Source organism: Hydrocarboniphaga sp. FW305-C-57 (assembly GCF_058783045.1).
The window spans coordinates 143,311-163,194 of record NZ_JBYSYG010000004.1 but is presented as its reverse complement, the minus strand read 5'-3'; the positions used below and the strand labels follow the sequence as shown (position 1 = coordinate 163,194).

General features: G+C 65.6%; 19 protein-coding genes. 11 read left to right on the top strand and 8 right to left on the bottom strand.

Annotated features, from left to right (window positions below):
- The first annotated feature begins 235 nt into the window (after positions 1-235).
- The gene (locus AC3WUM_RS10200) at positions 236-2,053 is read left to right on the top strand and encodes a translocation/assembly module TamB domain-containing protein (RefSeq protein ID WP_492410171.1); all 1,818 of its coding nucleotides are present in this window, start codon (positions 236-238) and stop codon (positions 2,051-2,053) included.
- Between the two features lie 82 nt (positions 2,054-2,135).
- Positions 2,136-2,753 carry a YdbL family probable chaperone protein gene (locus AC3WUM_RS10195; protein ID WP_492410170.1) on the top strand — a complete coding sequence of 206 codons (618 nt, stop codon included), beginning with the start codon at positions 2,136-2,138 and terminating at the stop codon, positions 2,751-2,753.
- Between the two features lie 17 nt (positions 2,754-2,770).
- Here AC3WUM_RS10195 and gyrB read toward each other — a convergent pair whose 3' ends face one another.
- The 4 genes from gyrB to dnaA form a co-directional block, all read right to left on the bottom strand.
- A complete protein-coding gene (gyrB, locus tag AC3WUM_RS10190) occupies positions 2,771-5,167 on the bottom strand; it encodes a DNA topoisomerase (ATP-hydrolyzing) subunit B (protein WP_492410169.1) in 2,397 nt (798 codons plus the stop codon).
- 10 nt (positions 5,168-5,177) lie between these two features.
- Positions 5,178-6,254, bottom strand: coding sequence for a DNA replication/repair protein RecF (recF, locus tag AC3WUM_RS10185; RefSeq protein WP_492410168.1), 1,077 nt, complete (start codon positions 6,252-6,254; stop codon positions 5,178-5,180).
- Between the two features lie 4 nt (positions 6,255-6,258).
- Positions 6,259-7,362, bottom strand: a complete 1,104-nt coding sequence (gene dnaN / locus AC3WUM_RS10180; RefSeq protein WP_492410167.1) for a DNA polymerase III subunit beta — start codon at positions 7,360-7,362, stop codon at positions 6,259-6,261.
- 252 nt (positions 7,363-7,614) lie between these two features.
- Entirely contained in the window at positions 7,615-8,937 is a 1,323-nt protein-coding gene (gene dnaA, locus AC3WUM_RS10175; RefSeq protein WP_492410165.1) for a chromosomal replication initiator protein DnaA, read from the bottom strand.
- 248 nt (positions 8,938-9,185) lie between these two features.
- On the opposite strand from dnaA, the gene rpmH reads away from it, so the two are divergent.
- The 6 genes from rpmH (at position 9,186) to AC3WUM_RS10145 (ending at position 13,514) form a co-directional block, all read left to right on the top strand.
- Entirely contained in the window at positions 9,186-9,323 is a 138-nt protein-coding gene (gene rpmH / locus AC3WUM_RS10170; RefSeq protein ID WP_007184791.1) for a 50S ribosomal protein L34, read from the top strand.
- 56 nt (positions 9,324-9,379) lie between these two features.
- Positions 9,380-9,739, top strand: coding sequence for a ribonuclease P protein component (gene rnpA / locus AC3WUM_RS10165; RefSeq protein WP_492410163.1), 360 nt, complete (start codon positions 9,380-9,382; stop codon positions 9,737-9,739).
- Positions 9,715-9,960 carry a membrane protein insertion efficiency factor YidD gene (gene yidD / locus AC3WUM_RS10160; RefSeq protein ID WP_492410161.1) on the top strand — a complete coding sequence of 82 codons (246 nt, stop codon included), beginning with the start codon at positions 9,715-9,717 and terminating at the stop codon, positions 9,958-9,960. Before rnpA ends, yidD begins: the two co-directional genes overlap by 25 nt.
- Before the next feature lie 9 nt (positions 9,961-9,969).
- Positions 9,970-11,664 (top strand): membrane protein insertase YidC, encoded by a 1,695-nt coding sequence (gene yidC / locus AC3WUM_RS10155; RefSeq protein WP_492410159.1) that lies wholly within the window; start codon positions 9,970-9,972, stop codon positions 11,662-11,664.
- 7 nt (positions 11,665-11,671) lie between these two features.
- Entirely contained in the window at positions 11,672-13,024 is a 1,353-nt protein-coding gene (gene mnmE / locus AC3WUM_RS10150; protein ID WP_492410156.1) for a tRNA uridine-5-carboxymethylaminomethyl(34) synthesis GTPase MnmE, read from the top strand.
- 79 nt (positions 13,025-13,103) lie between these two features.
- Positions 13,104-13,514 carry a hypothetical protein gene (locus AC3WUM_RS10145; RefSeq protein WP_492410155.1) on the top strand — a complete coding sequence of 137 codons (411 nt, stop codon included), beginning with the start codon at positions 13,104-13,106 and terminating at the stop codon, positions 13,512-13,514.
- Here AC3WUM_RS10145 and AC3WUM_RS10140 read toward each other — a convergent pair.
- From AC3WUM_RS10140 to AC3WUM_RS10125, 4 genes are read right to left on the bottom strand one after another with little or no spacing between them, the layout of a single operon-like run.
- A complete protein-coding gene (locus AC3WUM_RS10140) occupies positions 13,486-14,127 on the bottom strand; it encodes a nucleotidyltransferase family protein (protein WP_492410154.1) in 642 nt (213 codons plus the stop codon). The genes AC3WUM_RS10145 and AC3WUM_RS10140 overlap by 29 nt on opposite strands.
- A 7-nt stretch (positions 14,128-14,134) precedes the next feature.
- Positions 14,135-15,142 carry an XdhC family protein gene (locus tag AC3WUM_RS10135; RefSeq protein WP_492410153.1) on the bottom strand — a complete coding sequence of 336 codons (1,008 nt, stop codon included), beginning with the start codon at positions 15,140-15,142 and terminating at the stop codon, positions 14,135-14,137.
- A 14-nt stretch (positions 15,143-15,156) separates the two neighbouring features.
- A complete protein-coding gene (locus tag AC3WUM_RS10130) occupies positions 15,157-17,397 on the bottom strand; it encodes a xanthine dehydrogenase family protein molybdopterin-binding subunit (protein WP_492410152.1) in 2,241 nt (746 codons plus the stop codon).
- A gap of 9 nt (positions 17,398-17,406) precedes the next feature.
- Positions 17,407-17,865 (bottom strand): (2Fe-2S)-binding protein, encoded by a 459-nt coding sequence (locus tag AC3WUM_RS10125; protein WP_492410151.1) that lies wholly within the window; start codon positions 17,863-17,865, stop codon positions 17,407-17,409.
- 217 nt (positions 17,866-18,082) lie between these two features.
- Here AC3WUM_RS10125 and AC3WUM_RS10120 point away from each other — a divergent pair, with 217 nt between their 5' ends.
- From AC3WUM_RS10120 to ubiE, 3 genes are read left to right on the top strand one after another with little or no spacing between them, the layout of a single operon-like run.
- The gene (locus AC3WUM_RS10120; RefSeq protein WP_492410150.1) at positions 18,083-18,679 is read left to right on the top strand and encodes an Isoquinoline 1-oxidoreductase subunit; all 597 of its coding nucleotides are present in this window, start codon (positions 18,083-18,085) and stop codon (positions 18,677-18,679) included.
- A gap of 9 nt (positions 18,680-18,688) precedes the next feature.
- Positions 18,689-19,102: a gamma-butyrobetaine hydroxylase family protein gene (locus AC3WUM_RS10115; RefSeq protein WP_492410149.1), complete on the top strand. Its 414-nt coding sequence runs from the start codon at positions 18,689-18,691 to the stop codon at positions 19,100-19,102.
- Positions 19,103-19,104: 2 nt separating this feature from the next.
- A complete protein-coding gene (ubiE, locus tag AC3WUM_RS10110; RefSeq protein WP_492410148.1) occupies positions 19,105-19,872 on the top strand; it encodes a bifunctional demethylmenaquinone methyltransferase/2-methoxy-6-polyprenyl-1,4-benzoquinol methylase UbiE in 768 nt (255 codons plus the stop codon).
- Positions 19,873-19,884 lie beyond the last annotated feature (12 nt).

Below are 19,884 nucleotides of genomic sequence, written 5' to 3'. Positions count from 1 at the left end.
CGCCGGAAAGGGCGCGGGTGGGGGCGCATGGGCAAGCTCGTCGGGGCGCGCATCGGCGGGCCGCCAGTTTAGGGAAACTCTGATCGAGCGTCGCGAGCGAACGCCCGCGCGAGGACGGGCGCAGTAGCTTGATCGGAGTGTCCTTGGCCGTCCTTCAGTTCGCGGTCGCCGCCGTTCCGGTATTTCCGGAACCGGTCGAAGATCGCATCGGAGCGTTCGCAAAGTGCATCGTGGAATGACGACGGTGGTCGCGCTTCTGGCCTTGTGGACGGGGCAGGCGACGGCTGCGCTGCAGATCCGCCTGCAGGTCGGCAAGGCTGAAGGCGGTGCGCTGCCGTCGGTGCTGCACGACGTGGACGCCGGCTGCATGCTCGAAGCGGCGGCCTCGGTGCTGCGCTGCCAGGACGCGAAGCTGTCGTTTCGCAGCGAGCCGGGCGGCCTCAGCGAGCTGCGCGGTAGCGGCGAGTGGTCGACCTCGGGCTGGCAGGCCCAGGTGCTGCCATCGACACTGTTCGGCGGTTCGGTCGAGGCCCAGGCGCGCTACTCGCGCGATGCCCGTGGCCGTGGCGAGGCCGTTGCGGCGCTGGAGCTGGCCGGTTTCAGCTATGAACAAGCAAGTGGCCGCTACGCGACCGACAAGGCGCAGCTGCGGCTCGACGCGCAGGCCCGGCTCGACGGTCCGATCGCTCATTTCGACGCACGGCTGTCCTCGTCGGCCGGCCAGGCCTACATCGAGCCGGTCTTTCTCGACTTCGCCCAGAACCCGCTCGAACTCGTCGCCACGGGTAGCTGGGATACCACGAGCCGGTCGATACGCGATCTGCGGCTCGAAGGCTCGCAGCACGATCTGATCAGCCGGCTCAGCGTGAACGCGACGGCGCTGCGGCTTTCCCCTTCGGTGCTCGTCGAGCAGGCGAACCTGCAGGCGAGCGAGGCACGGCTCGACGGCCTCGTGAGTCGCTACCTGACGCCGTTTCTGGCTGGAACACGCTGGGAATCGCTCAGCGCGGCCGGTTCGGCCGACTTGCACCTCGCGGTCACGAACAATGCGCCGGCCGCCGCCGACCTCGAGCTGCGCTCGGCCACGCTCAAGGCCGGCATGCCGACAATCGCAGTCGAGCACCTCGCCGGCTCCGTGCACTGGCTGCGCGAAGGAGTCGCACCGCCGTCGGTGCTGAGTTGGCGCGGCGCGCAGTACGCGAGCCTGCCGCTGGGCCCGGCGACGCTGCGCTTCGAGGCCAGCCCGCTCGGCCTGCGTCTGCTCGAGCCGATGCGCCAGCCGATCCTCGACGGTGCGCTCCTGTTGCAGCGCCTCGCGCTCGCCGATGTCGGCAAGCCCTCGATGTCGGCCGATCTGGTGGCCGAGCTCGAACCGATCGAGCTCGCCGCGCTGTGCCGCGCGCTCGGCTGGCCCGAATTCGGCGGCCAGTTGTCGGGCCGTGTTCCGGGCGTGCAGCTGCGCGACGGCGAGCTGTCGCTCGACGGCGGGCTCGACGCGAAAGTCTTCGGTGGCGACGTGCGCATCGGCAGCCTGCGCATGCCGGACCTGTTCGGCCGGCTGCGCAAGCTGCTCGCGGACGTGCGGCTGCGCAACATCGATCTGCGCCAGCTCACGCAGGCGTTTTCGTTCGGCCGCATCGACGGGCGCATCGACGGCGAGGTGAGCGGATTGCGCATGCTCGACTGGCAGCCGGTGGCCTTCGATGCGCGCGTCTACAGCTCGCCGAACGATCCGGGCCGGCGGCGCATTTCGCAGCGCGCGATCGACAATCTGTCCTCGCTCGGCGGCGGCCCGACCGGTTTGCTGTCGCGTGGCGCGCTGCGATTTTTCGACGATTTCGGCTATCGGCGCATCGGCTGGAGCTGCAAGCTCGCCGATGGCGTCTGCCTCATGGACGGCATCGAGCCGACCGAGGACGGCGGCTACGTGCTCGTCGAAGGTCGCTGGTTGCCGCGCATCGAGGTCGTCGGCTACGAGCGGCGCGTCGACTGGAACCGTTTCGTCGAGCAATTGCTCGCGGTCCGGCAGTCGCAAGGCGTCGAAATTCGCTAGGGGCTCGCCGGCATTGGGCCCTTTAAGAACCGATTCAGAGCCTGCCTATACTGTCGGCAGACCGATCGCCAGGAGTCGCCCGATGCGCCAGCCGTCCACGAGCTTCCAATCCACGGCCGCCGTCGTTTTGGTCGCCGCTCCAGCCGCCTTCATGAGCGCCTGCGTGACGATCAACGTCTACTTTCCGGCCGCCGAGGCGCAGAAGGCGGCCGACAAGATCATCGACGATGTCTGGGGCACCGGGGCGACGCCGCAACCCGCTGCCAGCGGCGATACCTCGCAGCTCGAATCGAAGCCACTGTGGCTCGTGGCCGCTGACTTCGTGATGCCGGTTGCCGCAGCAGCCGAACCCAAGCTCGACGTCAGCTCGGCCGAAGTCAAGCGGCTGTCGGGGGCGATGGAGGCCCGTTTCCCGCAGCTCGAACCGCTGCTCAATTCGGGCACGCTCGGACTCACGAACGACGGCTACATCGGCATCCGCGACGCCGGTTCGGTGCCGCTCGCCGACCGCAATGCGGTGCGTTCGCTGGTCGCCAACGAAAACGCCGACCGCGCCTCGCTGTATCGCGAGATCGCGGTCGCCAACGGCCAGCCGCAGTGGGAGGCCCAGATCCGTTCGGCCTTCGCCGCGCGCTGGATCGCCCGCGCCAAGAGCGGCTGGTACTACCAGGACGCCGGCGGCGCCTGGCTGCAGAAATAGTCTTCTAGAACAAAGACTTAAATATCAATATTGCCCGCTTGCAGGGCATACTTCTCGATGAATTCGCGACGCGGTTCGACCTGCTCGCCCATCAGCGTCGTGAACATCTGATCGGCGCCGATCGCGTCCTCGACCCGCACCTGCACGAGGCGTCGCTGAGTCGGGTCGAGCGTGGTTTCCCAGAGCTGGCCTGGATTCATTTCGCCGAGACCCTTGTAGCGCTGCATGCTCAGACCGCGGCGCGCCTCGTTCTGCAGCCAGCGATAGGCCGCGTCGAAACCGTCTACGACGCTGCTGCGTTCGCCGCGATGGACCGTGGCGCCGGCCAGATCGTGGGCCGAGATCGCGGCTCTTAGATCGGCAATGCGCTGGTAGTCGGCCGACACGAAGAAATCGGCCCCGAGCACGAACCAGTGATCGAGCCCGTGCAGGCGGCGCAGGATGCGCAGCGTCGGTCCATCTTCGCCCAAACGGGCCGTAACCTGGTGGCTACCGAAGCGAACTTCGGCGTTCAGGCGCGTTTCGAGCGCTTCACCCCAAGCGTTCAGTTCGCTCTCCTGGGTCGGGATGCGCGGTGACCGTGCGAGTGTGCGCAGCACCTGCTCGTCGTAGCGGCGCGATAGGCGTTCGAGCGTCTGTTCCACCTCGGTGTAATCGGCCGCCAGCTTCTTGAAAACTTCGTCGGTCCAGGCTTCGCCGGCCGCCGTGCGCAGGCCCGCATCGGACAACGCGGCCGACAGCAGCCAGCGCGCCATTTCGTTGTCGTCCTTCACGTAGGTTTCATGCTTGCCGCTTTTCACTTTGTAGAGCGGCGGCTGGGCGATGTAGATGTAGCCGTTCTCGATCAGCGAATACATGTGCCGGTAGAAGAAGGTCAGCAGCAGCGTGCGGATATGCGCGCCGTCGACGTCGGCGTCGGTCATGATGATGATGCGGTGGTAACGCAGCTTCTCGGGCCTCATCTCGTCCTTGCCGATGCCGCAGCCGAGCGCGGTGATCAGCGTGCCGACTTCGGCCGAGGACAGCATCTTCTCGATGCGCGCCTTCTCGACGTTCAGGATCTTGCCCTTGAGCGGCAGGATCGCCTGGAAGTGACGATCGCGGCCCTGCTTGGCCGAACCACCTGCGGAGTCACCCTCGACGAGGAACAGTTCGGATTTCGACGGATCCTTTTCCTGGCAATCCGCGAGTTTGCCGGGCAGACCAGCGATATCGAGCACCGACTTGCGACGGTTCAGTTCCTTGGCCTTGCGGGCGGCTTCGCGTGCTCGAGCGGCTTCGACGACCTTCTCGGCGACGATCTTGGCGTCTTTGGGGTTTTCGAGCAGGAAGTCGCGCAGCTTGTCACCGACGACGGTCGAGACGACCGGCGTCACTTCGGATGAGACCAGTTTTTCCTTGGTTTGAGACGAGAACTTGGGATCACGGACCTTGACCGACAGCACGGCGGTCAGGCCTTCGCGCGTGTCGTCGCCCATCATCGAAATCTTTTCTTTCTTGATGATGCCCTGGCTTTCGAGGTATTCGCCGAGCGTGCGCGTGAGCGCATTGCGGAAGCCCGTCAGATGCGTGCCGCCGTCGCGCTGCGGAATGTTGTTGGTGAAGCAGAACACGTTCTCGGTGTACGAGTCGTTCCACTGCAGCGCGGCTTCGACGACGACATTGTCGAGCTCGGCCACCATGTAGAGCACCGAATCGTGGATCGGCGACTTGGTCTTGTTGAGATATTCGACGAAGGCCGAAATGCCGCCCTTGTATTCGAAAACGTCTTCGCGACCGCTGGCTTCCTCACGCAGCACGATGCGCACGCCCGAATTGAGGAACGACAGTTCACGCAAACGGCGCGCGAGGATGTCGTAGTGCATTTCGAGATTGCTGAAAATCTTGCCGCTCGGATAGAAGCGGACGCTGGTTCCCCGCTTGTCGGTGTCGCCCTGATCGGCCAGCGGAGCTTGCGGTTCACCGAGCCGATACTCCTGATGGTGGTGGCGACCCTGGCGATAGATGTCGAGCAGCAGCTTGTCCGACAGCGCGTTGACCACCGAAACACCCACGCCATGCAGACCACCCGAGACCTTGTAGCCGCTGCCGCCGAACTTACCGCCGGCGTGCAGGATGGTCATGATCACTTCGGCGGCCGAACGACCTTCCTCGGGCATGATTTCGGTCGGAATGCCGCGGCCGTTGTCGGTTACCGCGACGCTGCCGTCGCCGTGCAGCGTGACCGTGACTTCGGTGCAATACCCGGCGAGCGCTTCGTCGATGGCGTTATCGACGACTTCGAACACCATGTGATGCAGGCCGGTGCCATCGTCGGTATCGCCGATGTACATGCCCGGACGCTGACGCACGGCCTCGAGCCCTTTCAGAACCCGAATGCTGGAAGCGTCGTAAACCTGTTCGTTATCAGACATTGCAATCTCTTCAGTTCACAGCTGTCAGACGCCCATGTTCCACGTGGAACATCGACATCGATCCACTTTCGAAGGCCTGGGGTCGCTCGAAAGCCGTAATAAACATTTGCCCGGGATAGCGATTCAGCACGGTCGCGAGTCGGTTCTGGTACTCCGCCGACAGTTCCGCACCGAAGTCATCGACGAGGATCACGGGTGGGGGCAGTCCGGCGTCGGTCAGAATCCGACATTGTGCCAGGACCAGGGCGGCGACGAGCAGTTTTTGCTGTCCTCGGCTTACCCTCCCCCTTAATCTCTGGCTGCCCAAAGAAAGCTTGAGCTCAGCTCTTTGCGGCCCCTGGGCCGTCACGCCGAGCCGCCGATGCTGAACCAGCTGTTCCTTCAAGACCGTGATGAGCTCGCGCTGCTCGTCCCATCCGGCCTGGAAATCCAGCTGCGCCTCCGGAAGCTGCAGAAGCTCCTCGGCGAGCGGCTCGAAATTCACGGCCAGATTCTCGACGTGGCGCCGTCGGGCCGCCGTAACCAAGCCGCCCGATTCGGCCAATTCTGCGTCCCAGGCTGAGACCGCTGCATCGCTCAAGCCCATCCGCAGCGCTTGGTTTCTCTGCTTGAGCGCCCGCTGGTATCGCTGCCAGGCTCCAAAGAAATGATGTTCCACGTGGAACACACCCCAGTCGAGATAGCTGCGCCGATATCCCGGCCCGTCCTCGACGAGCCGATGGCCCACCGGATCGATCAGCTGAATCGGCAGCCGCCGAGCAAGTTCCGAGGACTTGGCGCGTTGCTCGTTGAGCCGAAGCTGCTGGCCTTCCGGACTCCAGCCTGCGCCGATCTTGTCGCTCCAGCCCTGCTGTTCATCCGAAAGCTCGGCAAACAAGTGCCACCAACGGCCCCCGCTTCCAGCAAGCTCACCCTGGTCGGCGGCGCGGAAGCTTCTAGCCCGGCCGAGGATGTACAGCCCTTCCAATAAAGTGGTCTTGCCCGCCGCGTTGGAACCGACGATCAAGTTGAGCCGCTCATGCGGCCTGAGCTCGACCTGCGAATACAGCCTCAGATTTTCACCCTTGAAGCGGGCGATTCGAGCCACTGTGTCAGAGGCGCATCGGCATGATCACGTATTTGCTCGACCGGTCTTCCGCTTCATGCAGCAGGCCGCTCGATTCGGCGTTCTTGAGTTCGAGCGCGACCTGCTCCGAATGCATGACACCGAGCGCGTCCATGAGGTAGTTGACGTTGAAACCGATCTCGATCGACGGGCCGCTATAGCTGACCTCCACTTCCTCTTCGGCTTCCTCGTGCTCGGGATTGTGCGTCTGCAGCTTGAGGGTTCCCTCTTCGAGCAGCAGGCGGACACCGCGGAACTTCTCGTTCGACAGAATCGCCGTCCGGGCGAGCGCCTTGCGCAGCTGTTCGCGATCGGCCAGCACGTGCTTGTCGCCGTTCTCCGGAATCACGCGCTCGTAGTCGGGGAAACGCCCGTCGATCGTCTTGGTCGTCAGGCGAACCGTATCGATGTCGACCACCGCCTGCCCCGGCGACAGCACGAGCACGACTTCCTCATCGGTGGCGTCGAGCAGGCGGCTCAGCTCGATGATGGCCTTGCGCGGCAGGATCACCTGCTGGGCAGTGGTCACGCCGGTTTCGCGCTTGAGTTCGCTGAAAGCCAGCCGATGGCCATCGGTGGCGACCGCGCGCAGACGAGCCGGCGCCACGTCGAGCAGCAGACCGTTCAGGTAATAACGGACGTCCTGCTGGGCCATGGCGAACTGCGTGCGCTCTAGCAACTGCTTGAGTTCGACCCGCTTGAGCCGGAGCTCGCTCGAGGCCGCAGTCGCCGAGCCCATGCTCGGGAACTCGTCGGGCTTGAGCGTCGACAGCGAGAACCGGCTCTTGCCCGACTTGAGCAGCACCTTGTCACCGCTCTGCTCGAGCGAGACTTCGGCGCCCTCGGGCAAGCCACGACAGATGTCGAACAGCTTGCGGGCCGGAACCGTGGTCTTCCCCGGAGCCAGGTTCTGCACGCGGGCCCGACCCACGAGCTCCATTTCGAGATCGGTACCGATCACGGTCAGCACATCTTCGCTGACTTCGAGCAGGAAATTGGCGAGCACGGGCAAGGTCTGACGACGCTCGACCACACCGATGACCGACTGGAGCGCGCCCAGCAATTCGTTACGACCCACCTGGATTTTCATGTCATTACCTAGCTTGGTACTTGTATTTCTAGATACTAGTTATAGAGCAGGCCCGTGGCCGTGGACAAACTCAATTTATCTTGTCGGAACAGAAACTTAACTGCTCATTCAGAAAGCGTAAAGCTCGGGGTAAGCCAAGGCGCCGACTGTGGATAAGGAGTGAATCAAATCCATCCTCCAATTTCCACCAAGTTATCAACAGTCCCGCCAACATAGCTGCGAACAGCTTGATCAACTGTCGGCCAATTGCCTTCAAAAGCTCAGCTGGCGCAGCAGGTTTTCGTAGTCCTCCCGCACCCGGCCATCCTCTTCCTTGAGCTTGCCGATGGTCCGGCAGGCATGCAGCACCGTGGTGTGATCCTTTTCAAAAGCCGCGCCGATCTCGGGCAGGCTGTGCTGTGTGAGCTCGCGGGCCAGACTCATCGCGATCTGCCGCGGCCGGGCCAGCGAGCGATTGCGCCGAGGCGAGCGCAGCTCCTTGAGCTGGATGTTGTAGTACTTGCTGACCGTTCCCATGATGTTGTCGATGGTCACGAGCTTTTCGTAGTGCGCGAGCATGTCGCGCAGGGTCTGGCGCGCGAATTCGATCGTGATCGGCACGCCCTGCAGGCGAACCGCCGCGGCCAGGCGCAGCAGCGCGCCTTCGAGCTCGCGAACGTTCGATCGGATGTTCTGTGCCACGAACTCGGCGACTTCATCGGGCAGCGCGAGGCCGAAGCTCTCGGCCTTGGACTGGGCGATCGCCCAGCGCGTCTCCATGTCGGGCGGTTCCACCGACACCGTCAGGCCCCAGCTGAAACGCGACTTCAGGCGGTCGTCGAGACGGTCGAGCTCCTTCGGGAAGCGGTCGCAGGTCAGCACGATCTGCTTGCGCCCGTCCATGAGCGTGTTGAAGGTGTGGAAGAACTCTTCCTGGTTCACCGCCTTGCCCGCGAAAAAGTGGATGTCGTCGATCAGCAGCGCATCGGCCGAGCGATAGAAGTTCTTGAATTCGTCGGTATTGTTGTGACGCAGGGCCGAAACGAACTGGGTCACCCACTGCTCGGCGCCGACGTAGACCACGCGCGCCCGAGCCGAGCGCGCGAGCAGCGCATTGCCGATCGCATGCATCAGATGCGTCTTGCCGAGACCCGAGGCGCCATAGATCAGCAAGGGGTTGTAGGCCACGCCGGGCGATTCGGACACGTGCTGGCAGGCGGCCCTGGCCTGTGAATTCGACTTGCCCTGGATAAAGCTGCCGAAGGTGTAGCGCGGATCGAGCTTGCCGTTCTGGGTCCAGCGCTCGGGCTCGACCGCGGTGGTCGCTGCGGCGCTGGTCGGCCGCGCCTCGTTGGCGGTACCGATTTCGACCGGCAGGTCGGCGCCGTCGCAGGCCAGCCAGGCGCGCTGGATGGCCCCGACGAACTCGGCGCGCACGCGCTCCATGACCATGCGGTTCGGGGCGACGATGCTCAGGCGGTCCGGCAGCCGGCGAACCTGCAGCGGACGAATCCAGGTGCTGACGTCCAGTGGGCTCATGTCGCCCTCGAGCCAGAGCACGCAGCGGTTCCAGGTATCGATATCGCTCTGATTCATCGGGCACACCGCCACAGCGTCGACAGCGAGGGATAGACAGACAGACTCACTAAAACCGTCCTTGGAGAAAAGTCGGCCGCGCACGCCAGGCACGAGAGGCCGGCGAGAGGATGGATGACTGCGGATGGCCTCACAGTCTATCGCCCCTTTGCCCAAGCTATCCACAGGCTGCCAAGGCGCGGGCGCTTGAACATTGTTCTCGGCTCCCGATACAATCCGCGCCCTTTTTTGTTGCCGACGATCTAACAATGAAACGCACCTACCAGCCGCACTCGCTGCGTCGTAAGCGCACGCATGGTTTCCGCGCCCGCATGGCGACCGTTGGTGGTCGCAAGGTTCTGGCCCGCCGTCGCGCCAAGGGCCGCGCCCGTCTGACGCCGGTCTGAGCCGCTTCGTCCGATCGGATCTCTTGCAGATCCTCATTGTTCGAGATTGTTGAGGCGTGGCGCGCTTTCCACGGCGCGCTCGCCTGCTCAAACCTGCTGAATTCGAGCGGGTTTTCAAGAACGGCAGACGCGAGACGGTGACCCATTTCACCGCCGTCGCGGTCCTGTCCGACGAAGGGCCGAGGCTGGGCTTGGCGATTTCGCGCAAGCAGGCCGCGCTCGCCGTCGACCGCAATCGCATCAAGAGACAGATTCGGGCGAGCTTTCGCGAAGCACAGGATCGCCTGCCCGCATGCGATCTCGTCGTCATGGCCAAGCCGCAGGCCAAGAATCTCGGTTCAGCCGCTGCGGTTGCGGATCTGGACAAGCTCTGGAATCGCGTCATTCAACGATGGTCCGCTTCCTCGTTGTCCTGATCCGGCTTTATCAGAAGGGCATCAGCCGCTGGCTGCCGCCGCGTTGCCGTTTTTATCCGAGCTGTTCGCACTACGCCGTCGAAGCCCTGCAACAACACGGTTTCGCCAGGGGCGCTACGCTAGCGACCCGCAGAATCCTGCGTTGCCATCCCCTGAACCCTGGCGGGTACGATCCGGTGCCTAGCGCCCGGGGCGACCGGCCGAGCACCGAATCGCGCTGACACTCGCTCATGGAAAATCGTCGCTTCATCCTGCTCGCCGTTCTCGGCGTGCTGATGTTCTTCATCTATCAGGCCTGGCAGACCGAATACGGCGCCAAGAAGCCGATCGCGCCGCCGGAAACCGAAGCCACCGCGGCGACCCGCGCCGAGGCTGCGGCCACGGCCGGCGAGATCCCGACGCTGGCGCCCGAGGCGGTTGCGGGCGCTGCGACGCCGGCGGTGTCGGAATCCGCGCGCATCAAGGTGCAGACCGATCTGTACGTCGGCGAAATCGCGCTGCTCGGCGGTGACCTGCGCCGGCTCGAACTGGTCGGCTACCCGGTCTCGAAGAAGCAGCCGGATCAGAACATTCCGCTGCTCAACGATCGCGAAGGCCATTTCTTCGTGCTGCAAAGCGGCATCGCCACCGCGAACAAGGCGCTCGGCAGCCATCTCGAAGCTTTCAGCACGCCGCAGGCGGTCTACCAGATGGCCAAGGGTAGCGACGTGCTCGAAGTGCCGCTCGAACACCAGGACGCGGCTGGCAACAAGGTCACCAAGATCTATCGCTTCCACCGCGGCAGCTACGAGTTCGAACTCGAGCAGAAGCTCAGTTCGGCGAGCGCGGTCTCGGCGAGCCCCTACGTGCGCATGCAGCGCACCAACGTGGCGGCCGGCGAAGAGCCGCCGTTCATCCATACCTTCATGGGCGTGGGCGTCTACGAGGCCAAGCCGGGCACCGACAAGTTCCGCTTCAAGAAACTGCCGTTCAAGGATCTCGACGACGAGCCCTACAGCGTCGAGCAGACCGGCGGCTGGGTAGCGATGCTGCAGCACTACTTCGTCGCCGCGATCCTGCCTGCCGAGGACGAGAAGCACCGCTTCGAGAGCAAGCCCGGCAAGGAAGGCTATGTCGCGCAGTACCTCGGGGCGAGCGCGCAGGTTCAGCCCGGCATCGAACAAAGCTTCGTCACCAGGCTCTATGTCGGACCGAAGCTGCAGGACTCGATCGGCAAGGCCGCCAAGGGCCTCGAATACACGGTCGACTACGGCATCCTGACCGCGATCTCCGAGCCGCTGTTCAGCGTCATGCAGTGGTTCCACAAGTACACGGGCAACTGGGGCGTGGCGATCATCCTGCTGACCGTGCTCGTGAAGACGCTGTTCTACCCGCTCGCGGCCGCGCAGTACCGCTCGACCGCGAAGATGCGCAAGTTCGCGCCGCGCATCACCGAGCTCAAGGAGCGCTACGCGGACGATCGCGAGCGCATGTCCAAGGCGATGATGGAGCTCTACAAGAAAGAGGGCTTCAATCCGCTGGCCGGCTGCTGGCCGTTGCTCGTGCAGATGCCGGTGTTCTTTGCGCTGTACTGGGTCTTCCTCGAGAGCGTGGAACTGCGCCAGGCCGATTTCGCGCTGTGGATCAACGATCTGACCTCGCCCGATCCGTTCTACGTGCTGCCGGTGATCTATGGCCTCAGCATGTTCTTCATGCAGAAGCTCTCGGGCCAGACCGCGACGATGGACCCGATGCAGCAGAAGGTCATGAACGTGATGCCGATCGCGATGGCCGGTTTCTTCGCGTTCTTCCCGGCCGGCCTGGTGCTGTACTGGTGCGTCTCGAACTGCATCAGCATCGCCCAGCAGTGGTACATCACGCGCAAGATCGAACGCGCCGAAGCGGCCAAAACCGGCGCTGCCAAGCAGCCCAAGCCGGCCAAGTAAGGCCGACGTGGCGACGGCCGATACGATCGCGGCCATCGCCACGGCTCCGGGCCGCGGCGCGATCGGCCTGCTGCGCATCAGCGGGCCGATCGCGCTCGAAGTCGCCACATCGATCGCCGGCTCGCTGCCGCCGCCCAGACAAGCCGGGCTGCGGACTTTTCGCGACCGCAATGGCGAGGCTATCGATCAAGGTCTCGTGCTCGTCTTCCCTGCTCCGCGCTCGTACACGGGCGAGCATCTCGTCGAGCTGCAAGGACACGGCGGCGTCGTGCTGCTGCAATTGCTGCTCGAAGCGGCGATCGCGGCCGGTGCGCGCATGGCGCGGCCCGGTGAATTTTCCGAACGCGCGTTCTTAAACGGCCGGCTCGACCTCGCGCAGGCCGAGGCGGTCGGCGATCTGATCGACGCGGCCTCGCGCCAAGCCGTGGTCGCGGCGCAGCGCTCGCTCGAAGGCGCGTTCTCCGAACGCGTCACCGCGCTGGCCGACGAGCTCATGGGCCTGCGCGCCTGGGTCGAAGGCGCGCTCGATTTCTCCGACGAGGATGTCGACTGGCTCGCCGACGACGGCCTGCGCACGCGGCTCTCGAACTGGAGCGACTCGCTCGATGCGCTGATCGCCCAGGTCGGCCAGGGCCGGCGCCTGCGCGAAGGTCTCGTCGTCGCCATCGTCGGCCAGCCCAACGTCGGCAAGTCGACCTTGCTCAACCGTCTTGCGGGCGTCGACGCGGCGATCGTCAGCGACCAGCCCGGCACCACGCGCGACAGCTTGCGCGAGCATCTGGTGCTCGACGGCATGCCGATCACGATCGTCGACACCGCCGGCCTGCGCGAGACCGACGATCGCATCGAGCAGGAAGGCATCCGCCGCAGCTGGAGCGCGGTCGACAAGGCCGAGCTCGTGCTCTATCTCGTCGACGATCGGCACGACGATCATCCGCAGGATCTCGAACTGCTCGCCAGACTGCCGGCCGATCGTCCGCGCATCGTCGTGCGCAACAAGTGCGATCTGGCGAATCGCGGCGCGCAGCGGCTCGATGCGGCATCGACCGAGATTCGCCTGAGCGCCGCGACCGGCGAAGGCATCGGCTTGCTAACCACCGCGATCCGCGAATTCGCCGGCCTCGGCGCGGCCGACCAGCAGAGCAGCAGCTTCACCGCGCGCACGCGTCACGTGCTCGCGCTGGCCGAAACGCGCCGGCACCTCGACGTGGCGATGCGCGCGCTCACCGCGAATGCAGCCGCCGAACTGATCGCCGAGGAACTGCGTCTGGCGCATGCGGCGCTCGGCGAAATCACCGGCCAGGTCACGAGCGAGGATCTGTTCGGCCGCATTTTCGCGAGCTTCTGCATCGGTAAATAACCGCCGCGCATTCAGGTTTCGGTTATCCAGGCCTGTGTTAAGACTCGCGCTGATGTCACCAAAAAATGAGGAGTGCGACATGAGCCGGGGAATCAAATTGCTGCTGGGCGGCGCGATGGCTTGCGGGATCGCGATGGCGAGCAGCGGATGCGGTAAGAAGCAGGCCGAAGTCACGGTGCCCGAGGAAGGCCCGGCGCAGGTCGAGGAACAGGTGCCCAGCAAGCCCGAAGAAAAAGCCGCTTTCGACCAGCGCAAGGCCGCATCGGCCTGCCGCGTGGCGATTCTGCAAAGCCTGCGTGATCCGTCGACTGCGGAGTTCGCCGACGAGCTCGAAGCCACCACCGGAACGGTGGACGAAAGCGGCGACTACCGCTTCAAGATCGGCGTGAAGGCCAAGAGCGATGCGGGCGTGGTGACGCGCCACTTCGACTGCAAGGCCCACCCCGAAACCAGCGGCTGGTCTATCGCCGAGCTGAAAGAAGGCGCTTGAGCCACGGCCGGCGCAGATCGCGCCGGCGGTCGACGTCGAAGCCGATGTCCTCGCGAGTCTCGACGAGCTCGAGGCGACGGGAGCGCTGCAGGATGCGACGCGCGCCCTGATCGCCCTCGAGTTCGTCGATGGCCGCGAAAATCCGCCGCGACAGCAATACCGGGTTGCCGCGTCGCCCGTCGGCGATCGGTTGCACCGCCTCGAGGCTCGGATTCCATGCCTCGATCAACGATTCGATCAACCCCGGCCGCAGAGCCGGCATGTCGCCGAGCACGATCAAGGCTCCGGCGCTCGATTCGGGCAGGCGGCGCAAACCCGTCTGCAGCGAACCCGACATACCACGCCGGTAGCGCGGATTGAACACCGTGAGCAACCGCGGCGCCCAACGATGCCGCTGCCGATACTCACGCAGGCTGCGTTCGACCAAGCTGCACTCATGCCCGGTGACGATGACGACCGGTCGCGCGCTCGACGCGCTGACCGCATCGAGCGTCCACCACAGCAGCGGCTGTCCATGAACCGGGCTCAGCAACTTGTTCGCGCGGCCGTAGCGTTTCGATCGGCCGGCCGCGAGGACCACGCAGCCGATCGCTCCAGCATTTCGTCGCGTCACCGCGCGATCAGGCCGGCCGCTCGGCGATGACTTGTCCGAGGATGGACAGCGCGATCTCCTGCGGCGTCTTTGCGCCGATGTCGATGCCGGCCGGCGTGTGCAGTCGCGACAAGGCCGCTTCGTCGATGCCATCGGCGCGCAGGCGTTCGAGCCGCAGCCTGGCCTTGCTGCGACTGCCGAGTGCGCCGACGCAGTACGCGTCCGAGCGCAGCGCCCACATCAGCAAGCTGTGATCGGCGTCGGCATCGTGCGAGAGCGTGTAGACGGCCGTGCGCGCATCGAGCGTGATCGCTGCCAGCGAGGTTTCGAGGCTGCTGCGGTCGTAGTGCAGCGGAGCCGGCAGATCGTCCGGATACGATTCGGGCCCGCGCGGACGCAGCAGCACGGTGTCGACGCCGAACATCGGCGCCAGCCGCAGCAGCGCCAGCACGATCGGATCGCCACCGACGACGATCAGCCGCAGGGGCGGCTTGTGCAGATGGCGATAAAGCTGCGGGTTCCGCTCGATCCCGGTTTGAGCGGCGCTCGCGCCGTCCGCCGCCGAAAACTGCGTGCCGCCGGTTTCGCAATCGGTGACCGACACCAGCGTGCGCCGTTCGTTGCGTGCGGCGCGCAGGGTCGACACGTAGGCCTGCGCGTCGGCGACCGCGCGCACGAGGATGCGGATGCGGCCGCCGCAGGACAGCTGCACGTCGAGCACCGGCGAGCCGGCGCCGTAGTCGAGCACGCGCGGCTTGCCGTCGGCGAGCACGGCCAGGGCTTCGGCCGCGACGGCCGCTTCGACGCAGCCGCCCGAGACGTAGCCTGCGCACTCGCCGTCGTCGGCGATCGCCATCTCCGAGCCGACCGGACGCGGCGAGGAGCCGACGACGTCGATCAGCGTGGCGAGCGCGAAGCGCCGGCCCTGGCGCGTCCAGCGCTCGAGCACCGGCAGCAGGTCATCGACGAGCGCGTACGACGGCCAGGCCGGCCAGCCGCCTTCGAAGGTTTGGGTGATCGCCTCGCCTTCAGCCATTCAATGCTCGCGGCTCAAACCGACTTGAACGTATGACGCGAGAACGGCAGCCGGCGCACGCGCTGGCCCGTGAGCTTGGCGAGCGCATTGGCGACCGCCGGTGCGAGCGGCGGCACGCCGGGTTCGCCAACGCCGGTCGGCGCCTCCTGCGAGTTGACGATATGCACCTCGACGACCGGCATGTCCTGGATCCGCAGCACCTTGTAGTCGTGGTAGTTGCTCTGCTTCACGGCGCCGTTCTCGATCTCGATTTCGCCATAGAGCGCGGCGGCGAGCCCGAAGCCGACGCAGCCTTCCATCTGCGCCTTGATCTGGTCCGGGTTCACCGGCACGCCGCAGTCGACGGCCACGGTCACGCGCTCCACGCGCGGCTCACCACTGGGCTTGAGGCTCACCTCGACGACTTGTGCCACGTAGCTGTTGAAAGAGAAATGCACGGCGACGCCCTGCGCCTTGCCCTTGGGCAGCTTCTTGCCCCAGCCGCCCTTCTCGGCCGCGAGCTTGAGCACGCCGGCCATGCGCGGCTGCTTGTCGAGCAGCGCCAGGCGATAGGCGACCGCGTCCTGCTTGGCGAGCGTGGCGGCCTCGTCGAGCAGGGTTTCCATCACGAAGGCCGTGTGCGTGTGCCCGACCGAGCGCCACCAGAGCGGGCGCACGGCCTGCGTCGGCGAATGCAGCTCGACGCTCGGGCTCGGCAGCGCGTAGGGAGTCGGCCAGACGCCTTCGACCGAGGTTTCGTCGACGCCGTCCTTGATCAGCTCGGCCATCGGCGTGCCGGCCATGATCGACTGGCCGACGATGCTGTGCTGCCAGCCCGCGAGCTTGCCGTCCTTGGCCAGACCGACCTTGACCGCGTGCACGTACTGCGGCCGGTACAGGCCGCCGCGCATGTCGTCCTCGCGCGTCTGCTGGACGCGCACGGGCACCTTGCCGCCCGGCAGCTTCGAGATCGCCTTGGCGACGTTGACGGCCTCGACCGTGAAGTCCGACCAGCTGTTCGCGCGGCGGCCGAAGCTGCCACCCGAAACGAGCGTGTTGAGCTTGACCTTCTCGGGCGGCAGGCCGGCGGCCTTGGCGGCGAAGTTCTGGTCGAAGGTCGGGAACTGGTGGCCGCTCCAGGTTTCGACGATGCCGTCGTGCAGCCAGGCGACGCAGTTCATCGGCTCCATCGCCGCGTGCGCGAGGTAGGGGAATTCGTAGACCGCCTCGATGGTCTTGGCCGCGCCCTGGAGCTGCGCCGCGGTCTGCTCGGAACGGTTGGCGCGCGCGCCGCCGCTTGCGCTGGCGAGCTTGCGGTAGTCGGCGAACATCGCCTCCGTGGACTTCGGGCCGGCGGCGCTCAAGTCCCAGTCGAGCTTGAGCGCCTTGCGGCCCTGCAACGCCGGCCACATGCCGGTGGCGACCACGGCGACGCCTTCGGGAACCTTCACGACGAACCTCACGCCCTTGACCGCCTTGGCGGCGCTGTCGTCGACCGACTTGAGCTTGGCGCCGAAGGCCGGCGGACGCGCAATCACCGCGGTCAGCAGGCCCGGCAGCTTCACGTCGATCGTGTACTGGGCCTTGCCGGTGGACTTGGCGATCGAGTCGAGGCGCCGCGTCTGCTGCTTGCCGACGAGCACGAAGTTCTTCGGGTCCTTGAGCGGCACGTTCTTGGGCACCGGCAGCTTGGCCGCGGCGGCGGCCAGTTCGCCGAACTTGGCGCTCTGCCCGGCCGGGCCGCTGATCACGCCGCTGCTGACCTTGATCTGCTCGGGCGCGACTTTCCATTTCTGCGCGGCGGCGCTCACGAGCATGGCCCGCGTGGTCGCTCCGGCTTCGCGTAGCTGCGGCCAGGAATTGGCGATCGAAGTCGAGCCGCCGGTGCCCTGGGCGCCGAACGCGAGGTTCTTGTAGACCGGCGTGTTGGCCGGGGCGTATTCGATCTTCACGTTCGCCCAGTCGGCGTCGAGCTCCTCGGCGAGGATGGTCGCCAGGCCCGTGGTCGCGCCCTGGCCCATCTCGTGGTGCTTGATGACGAAGGTCACCGTCGAATCGGGGGCAATGTGGACGAAGGCGTTCGGCACGAACTCGGCGCCCGCCGGCGCGGCGCTCGCGGGTGCGACTAGCGGCAGCTGCAGGGCCAGCGCGAAGCCGGTCGCCGCGCCACCCTTGAGGAAATCGCGCCGCTTGAGACCTTCGCGCTGGGGCGCCTCGTCGGCACCGACGGTGGCACCGATCGCGGCGCCGAGCTGACCGTCTTCGAAAATGCGCATGGCCGGCTCCTAGGCTTTCAGTGAGGCCGCGGCCTGGTGGATCGCGGCGCGGATGCGGTGGTAGGTCGCGCAGCGGCAGATGTTGCCGGACATGGCGTGGTCGATGTCCTCGTCGCTCGGCTTGGGCTTGGCTTCGAGCAGCGCGACGGCCGACATGATCTGGCCGGACTGGCAGTAGCCGCACTGGACAACGTCGAGGTCGATCCAGGCCTTCTGCACGGCCTTGGCAGCCGGCGAGGACAGGCCTTCGATCGTCGTCACCGAGCGGCCGCCGGCCATGTAGGCCGGCGCCGAGCACGAGCGCATCGGCTTGCCGTCGACGTGCACGGTGCAGGCTCCGCACTGGGCGACGCCGCAGCCGTACTTGGTGCCGGTGAGCCCGAGCTCGTCGCGAATCACCCAGAGCAGCGGGGTGTACGGGTCGGCGTCGACTTCGCGAACTTCGCCGTTGACCTTGATGTTCAGCATGGCTATCCCTTGGAACGCCGTTCCGGGTTGGCTAAGGATTGCCGAGTGGACCACCCGGCGAATCGTGAGAATACTCAATGGCGATGACCGGACAAGCTCGAACGTCGGTTATGTCGGTCGCCACATAACGAGCAATCGGTTACGAACCGCGCTTATCATCGCGCAAAACCAGCCGTCCGTGCCGTCCGCCGGATCAGCCAGAAAAGGAGCTTGAACCATGTTCGATCGGAACCGGATTGCGGCGTCGCTGGGCCTGCTGCTGGCCTTGGCGATCGGTTCGGCGGTGGCGGCCCAGCCGCTCAAGACGGCCGAGGAGTTCACCTCCATCGCCGACCCCAAGGCGCGCTCGGTGGCGCTGTTCACCGAAGCCGGCAAGGTGATCCAGCATCCGCGTTGCATGAACTGCCATCCCAAGGGCGACAGCCCGACACAGGGCGAAGACCTGCACCCGCATTCGCCGCTCGTCGTTCGCGGCCCGGACGGGCACGGGGCGATCGGCATGCAATGCACGACCTGCCACCAGCCGACCAACTTCGAGGCCTCGGGCGTGCCGGGCAATGTCGCCTGGCATCTGGCGCCGAAGGAAATGGCCTGGCAGGGCCGCTCGCTCGGGCAGATCTGCGAGCAGATCAAGGATGGCAAGCGCAACGGCGGCAAGTCGCTCGCGCAGATCGCCGACCACATGGCCAACGACGGCCTGGTCGGCTGGGGCTGGATGCCGGGCGGCAAGCGCGAGCCGGCGCCCGGTACGCAGGAGCAGTTCGGGGCGCTGATCCAGGCGTGGATCGATACAGGAGCGGTTTGCCCCAAATAAACTGAGGGAATGACCAGCGCTCCGAAACCCACCGCCCTCAAGCTCAAGAAGCAATCGCGCACGCTCGAGCTGCGCTACGCCGACGGCGGCACGTATGAACTGCCGCTCGAATACCTGCGCGTGTTCAGCCCGTCGGCCGAAGTCTGGGGCCACGGCCAAGCCGAGCCGAACCTGATCGGCGGCAAGCGCGAGGTCGGCGTCGATGCGATCGAGCCGGTCGGCCAGTACGCGGTGCGCCTGCGGTTTTCCGATGGTCACGACACCGGCCTGTTCTCGTGGCAGGTCCTGCACGATCTCGCGACGAACCACGAGCGCTACTGGGCCACGTACCTGCGGCGGCTCGCGGACATGAACATGTCGCGCGACAGCGACATCGTTAAACTGGCCGCCCTACCCAAGATGCACAGACCGGCGAAACCGTAATCGTGAGCAGCGACCGCAGCGATCCGAACAACACGACGCATTTCGGCTACGAGCAGGTGCCGGTCGCCGACAAGCAACGCCGTGTGCGCGAGGTGTTCTCGTCGGTGGCGAGCCGCTACGACGTCATGAACGACCTCATGTCGCTCGGCATCCACCGCGTCTGGAAGCGCTTCGTGATCGACCTCGCGGGCGTGCGCCCGGGCGAACGCGTGCTCGACGTGGCCGGCGGAACCGGCGATCTGACGCGAGAGTTTTCCAAGCTCGCCGGGCCGCAGGGCCAGGTGATCCTGTCGGACATCAACGCGGCCATGCTCGGCGAAGGCCGTCGCCGGCTCGCGGACAAGGGCATCGTCGGGCTGCCGGTGGTGCAGGCGAACGCCGAATGCCTGCCGTTCGTCGATGCGAGCTTCGATCTCGTGACGATCGGCTTCGGCCTGCGCAATGTCACCGACAAGGATGCGGCGCTGCGTTCGATGCGCCGCGTGCTCAAGCCGGGCGGACGGCTGATCGTTCTCGAATTCTCCAAGCCGCTCAATTCAGGGCTGGCCAAGGTCTACGACCAGTATTCGTTCAAGCTGCTGCCGCTGATGGGCAAGCTCGTCGCCAACGACGAGGCGAGCTATCGCTATCTGGCCGAATCGATCCGCATGCATCCGGATCAGCAGACGCTCAAGGGCATGATGGAAAACGCGGGCCTCGAACGCTGCCAGGTCTACAACCTCACGGGCGGCATCGTCGCCGTGCATCGCGGCTTCAATCTCGCCGCATGATGCGCGGCCACC